The organism is Kitasatospora sp. NPDC036755, from assembly GCF_040636595.1.
In the GTDB taxonomy this organism is placed as follows: Bacteria; Actinomycetota; Actinomycetes; order Streptomycetales; family Streptomycetaceae; genus Kitasatospora.
Genome location: NZ_JBEZUT010000496.1, coordinates 1 through 4424, shown reverse-complemented (window position 1 = coordinate 4424; position 4424 = coordinate 1). Strand labels below are relative to the sequence as shown.

The following is a 4424-nucleotide window of genomic DNA, read 5'->3' as shown; positions in this document are numbered from 1 at the left end:
TCTCCCCGCAGGCCGCCGCCGACCGGCTCGCCCGGGAGGGCCGGGCCGCCGAGGTCCGCTCGGCGCTCGCCCGGGCGCTGGGCGAGCGCTGGGGCGGAGCCTGGCTCGACGGGCCGGACGCCACCCTGGTGGTCGCCACCACCGACGCCTCGGCCGCCCGCACCGTCACCGCCCACGGCGGCCGGGCCACCGTCGTCCGGCACTCCCTCGCCGAACTGACCCGGGCCAAGGAGGCACTCGACCGGGCCGCCGCGGCCGCCACCCTCGGCGCCACCCCGCTCTGGTACGTGGACGTCCGGACCAACGCCGTCGTCCTGCGGTCCACCGACGCCGCCCGTACCGAAGCGTTCCTCCGGGACTCCGGCGCGGACCGCTCACTGGTCCGGATCGAACGCGCCACCGCCGCACCCAGGCCGCTCGCCGACCTGCGCGGCGGGGACGCGTACTACATCGACAACGCCGCCCGCTGCTCGATCGGCTTCCCCGTCACCCGAAACGGCCGACCGGGCTTCGTCAGCGCCGGCCACTGCGGCCAACCGGGCTCCAACGCGACCGCCGCCGACGGCAGTTCGATCGGCACCTTCCAGGGCTCGACCTTCCCCGGCAACGACTACTCCTGGGTCGCGGCCGGCCCCGGCTGGTACGCCCGGCCGCAGGTGGACGACTACGCGGGCGGCACGGTGACGGTGGCCGGCTCGACCGAGCAGACGGTCGGCGGCTCGGTCTGCCGCTCCGGCTCCACCACCGGCTGGCACTGCGGCACCGTCGAGGAGCAGAACGCCACCGTCACCTACCAGGAGGGCAGCGTCTACGGCGTCACCCGCACCACCGTCTGCGCCGAACCCGGAGACTCCGGCGGGTCGTTCATCTCCGGCGACCAGGCCCAGGGGGTGACCTCCGGCGGCTCCGGCGACTGCGCCTCGGGCGGGGAGACGTACTTCCAGCCGGTCAACCCGATCCTCGGCGCCTACGGGCTGACCCTGGCCACCGGCTGATCCCACCAGGGCCCTCCGGCCGACCGGCCGAAACGACCGGCCGGGAGGACCGGGACGACCGGGACGACCGGGACGACCGGCCCGTCAGCGCAGTCCCGCCGTCCGGCGTTCGAACACCTCGGGACGGGCGGTCTCCAGCGCCGTGGCGACCGCGCCGAGGAGCACCGCCTCCTCCCCCAGGAGGCTCGGCGCGAGCGTCGGACGCATCGGGGCGAGCCGGTGCAGGGCCTGCTCCAGCGGCTCCAGGAGCAGGTCCGCGCTGCTGCCGATCCCGCCGCCCAGCACCACCAGGTCCGGGTCCAGGACGGCCGACAGCACGGCCACCGTGTAGGCGAGCCGCTCGGCCTCCCGTTCCACCGCCCGGACCGCCGCGGCCTCCCCGGCCCTGGCCCGTTCGAACACCTGCTTCGCCGTCAGCCGGCGCGGCCCCGTGCTCTCGCCGTCCAGCCCGAAGTCCCGGGCGGCGCGCACCACCGCGTCCGCGGCGGCCTCCTGCTCGATGGTCGCGGTCGGCTCGTCGGCCCGCCCGGACAGCGGGACCAGGCCGATCTCGCCCAGCGCGCCGTGCGCGCCGAGCAGCAGTTCGCCGTCCTTCACCACGCCCAGCCCGAGACCGGTGCCGACGAGCAGGTAGGCGAACATCCGGCTGCCCGTCCCGGCTCCGAGGGTGTACTCGCCGAGCGCCGCCAGGTTGGCGTCGTTGGCCACCGAGACGGCCGTCCCCAGACCCTCCCCTATCCGGTCGAACAGTCCCGGTCTGCCCCAGCCGGGCAGGCTGCTGGCGTAGCGCACGCCGCGCCGCTGCTCGTCCCACACCCCCGGGGTGCCGATCACCGCGTGCACGATGTCCCCCGCGGTGAGGCCCGCCTCCGCGATCGCCTCGTGCGCGGCGGCGACCACGGCGTCCGCGACGGCGTCCGCCGAGCGGCCCCGGTTGGCCACGTCCCGGCGGGCGACCACCGTGCCGGCCAGGTCCGCCACCGCCATCCGCAGCCGGGCCCGGCCGATGTCCACACCGAGCACGTGCCCGGCCGTCGGGTCGACCTCGTACAGCACCGCGGTGCGGCCGCGCTCCGGGGCCAGTCGCCCGGCCTCCCGCACCAGCCCGGCCCGCTCCAGCTCGGCCAGCGCGGCCGAGACGGTCGGCTTGGACAGGCCGGTGTCCCGGGCCAGCTGGGCGCGCGAGGAGCCGCCGCCGGTGCGCAGCAGCTCCAGCAGCAGCCACTCGTTGTTGCTGCGCAGCCGCTGCCGGTTCCACGGCACCCCGCGGGCCCCTGCCGCCGGGCGACTGGTCGGCTGGTGGGCGCTCATCGGGTTCCTCCGGTCTGGGTCTTCGGGCGCGGGTCGGATCGTACGGCCGGGCGGTCCGGCCCCGGCCCGCCGCGCCCGGGGTCGGGCGCCGCCGCCCAAGTATGACCGGTGATCATCCGGCGTCCACCGGCCGTGTCCGAACCGCCCGGCGGTGGACCCGCGGTGGACCCGCGGTGGACCCGCGGTGGACCCGCGGCGGACCCGCGACGACACCGTGGACGGCCGCACGGAGCACGCCGCACCGGTTCCGCCGCACGCTCCGTTACAGCACCGTCCCCGGTGAGTCAACGTTCCACCCACTGGTGGGCGTGCCGCGCCCGAGCGCGTGATCATGGGCTCATGCACTTCCGGCACGGCAACCGAGCAGAGGGTCCGCGATCCGCGACACCGGACTCCCGGTCCCTGGCGGCGACCGCGGCGGCCCTCGCCGCCCGGCTCGGCGTGATCGCCGGAGGCGACGGCGGGGGTGACGGCGGCGACGACCCGGAGCGGCTCCGTGAGGTGCTGGCCGCCGCCCCGGTCGGTGTGGCCCTGCTCGACGAGCGGCTGCGCTGGCAGTACCTGAACGCGGCCTTCACCACCGCCACCGGTCTGCGCCGCGCGGACCTGCTCGGCCGGGCCGCCGGGACCACCGCGTTCGCCGGGGCCCTCGGCGTCCTGCGCCGGGTCCTCGCCGACGGGCTCGCCCGCGAGCAGGCCACCGGAGGCCCGGACGGCGCGGGCGCCCCCGTGCCGCCCGGCCTGCGGGTGCGCTACCGGGCGCTGCGGCGCTCCGGGCGGACCACCGGGGTGATCGTCGTCGTGCTGGACGATCCCGACCCGGCCCGCGAGCAGCTGCGCCTGCTGGAGCAGGCCCGGGCCCGGCTCGCCCTGCTCGACGCCGCCGCCGAGCGGATCGGCACCACCCTCGACCTCGGCACCACCGGCGACGAGCTCGCGGCCTTCGCGGTGCCCCGGCTCGCCGAGTTCGCCACCGTGGACGTGCTGCCGCCCGAGGCCGAACCCACCCGGGCCGGGCACGGCGTGCCCCAGCGGCTGCACCGCGCCGGCGCCCGGTCCGCGCCGCCCCTGCCGGCCTCGGCCCTCGCCGCGCTGCCCCGGCCCGGCGAATCGATTCGCCACGGGGAGGGCTCGGCTGCCGCCCGCAGCCTGGCCGGCGGCGTCGCCGTGCTCACCGAGCCCGGGCCCGAGGACTCCTGCCCGCCCGGGACGGCCTCGCTGCTGGTGCTGCCGATGGCCGCCCGGGGCCGCCTGATCGGGCTGCTCACCCTCGGACGCACCGCCGCCGGCCCGGCCTTCACCCCGGACGAGGCCGCCCTGTTCGGCGACCTCGCCGCCCGCGCCGCCACCGCCCTCGACAACGCCCGCCGCTTCGCCCGCTCCCAGGGCATCGCCCTGGAACTCCAGCGCGCGCTGCTCAGCGAGCCCGGAAATCCGCACCATAACCTCGCCCTCGCCTCCCGCTACCTGCCCTCCGGGAGCACCTCGGTGGTCGGCGGCGACTGGTTCGAGACGGTCCGGCTGCCGTTCGGGCGCACCCTGCTGGCGATGGGCGACGTCATGGGCCACGGCGTCGAGGCCGCCGTCGACATGACCCACTACCGCTCCGCGCTGCGCGACCTCGCCGGTATGGACCTGCCCCCGCACCGGATCCTGCGTCAGCTCGACGACATCGTCTCGGCCGACGACTCCGCCCGCCCGGCGACCTGCCTGCTGGCCCTCGCCGACCCGGGCCGCGGCCGCTGGACCCTCTCCAGCGCGGGCCACCTGCCGCCCGCCCTGATCGCCCCCGGCCGTCCGACCGAGCTGCTGCGCGTCCCCACCGGCCCGCCGCTCGGCACCGGCCTCGGCGGCTACGAACAGACCTCCCACCCGCTCGTCCCCGGCCAGACCCTGCTGCTCTACACCGACGGCCTGGTCGAGCGCCGGGGCGAGGACATCGACGTCTCCCTGGAGCGGCTCGCGGCGCTGCGGCTGCCCGCCACCGGGGTCCTCGACGAGCTGCTCGACGCCCTCCTCCGCTCCCTCGCCCCGGCCCCGGCCACCGCCGAGGACGACATCGCCCTCCTCCAGCGCACCGCGCACCACCCGGAACGCCAGCCCCTCGGAGTAGCCGCG

3 protein-coding genes are annotated in these 4424 nt (G+C 77.4%); 2 read left to right on the top strand and 1 reads right to left on the bottom strand.

Annotated elements, in window-relative coordinates; genetic code table 11:
• On the top strand, positions 1–995 hold a 995-nt coding region (locus AB0E96_RS38690), incomplete at its 5' end, for a S1 family peptidase (RefSeq protein WP_359831159.1).
• Positions 996–1079: 84 nt separating this feature from the next.
• Here the strand turns inward: AB0E96_RS38690 and AB0E96_RS38685 are convergent.
• Complete coding sequence (locus AB0E96_RS38685) at positions 1080–2306, bottom strand: ROK family protein (RefSeq protein WP_359831157.1); 1227 nt, start codon at positions 2304–2306, stop codon at positions 1080–1082.
• Between the two features lie 339 nt (positions 2307–2645).
• Between AB0E96_RS38685 and AB0E96_RS38680 the strand changes: the two genes are divergently transcribed.
• Positions 2646–4424, top strand: a 1779-nt coding sequence (locus AB0E96_RS38680) for a SpoIIE family protein phosphatase (RefSeq protein ID WP_359831155.1), incomplete at its 3' end; no start/stop codon positions are given.

What these genes read in the sequence shown, in the direction of transcription:
- AB0E96_RS38685 (WP_359831157.1), bottom strand. Translation starts at nt 2,306, where the DNA reads ATGAGCGCCCACCAGCCGACCAGTCGCCCGGCGGCAGGGGCCCGCGGG.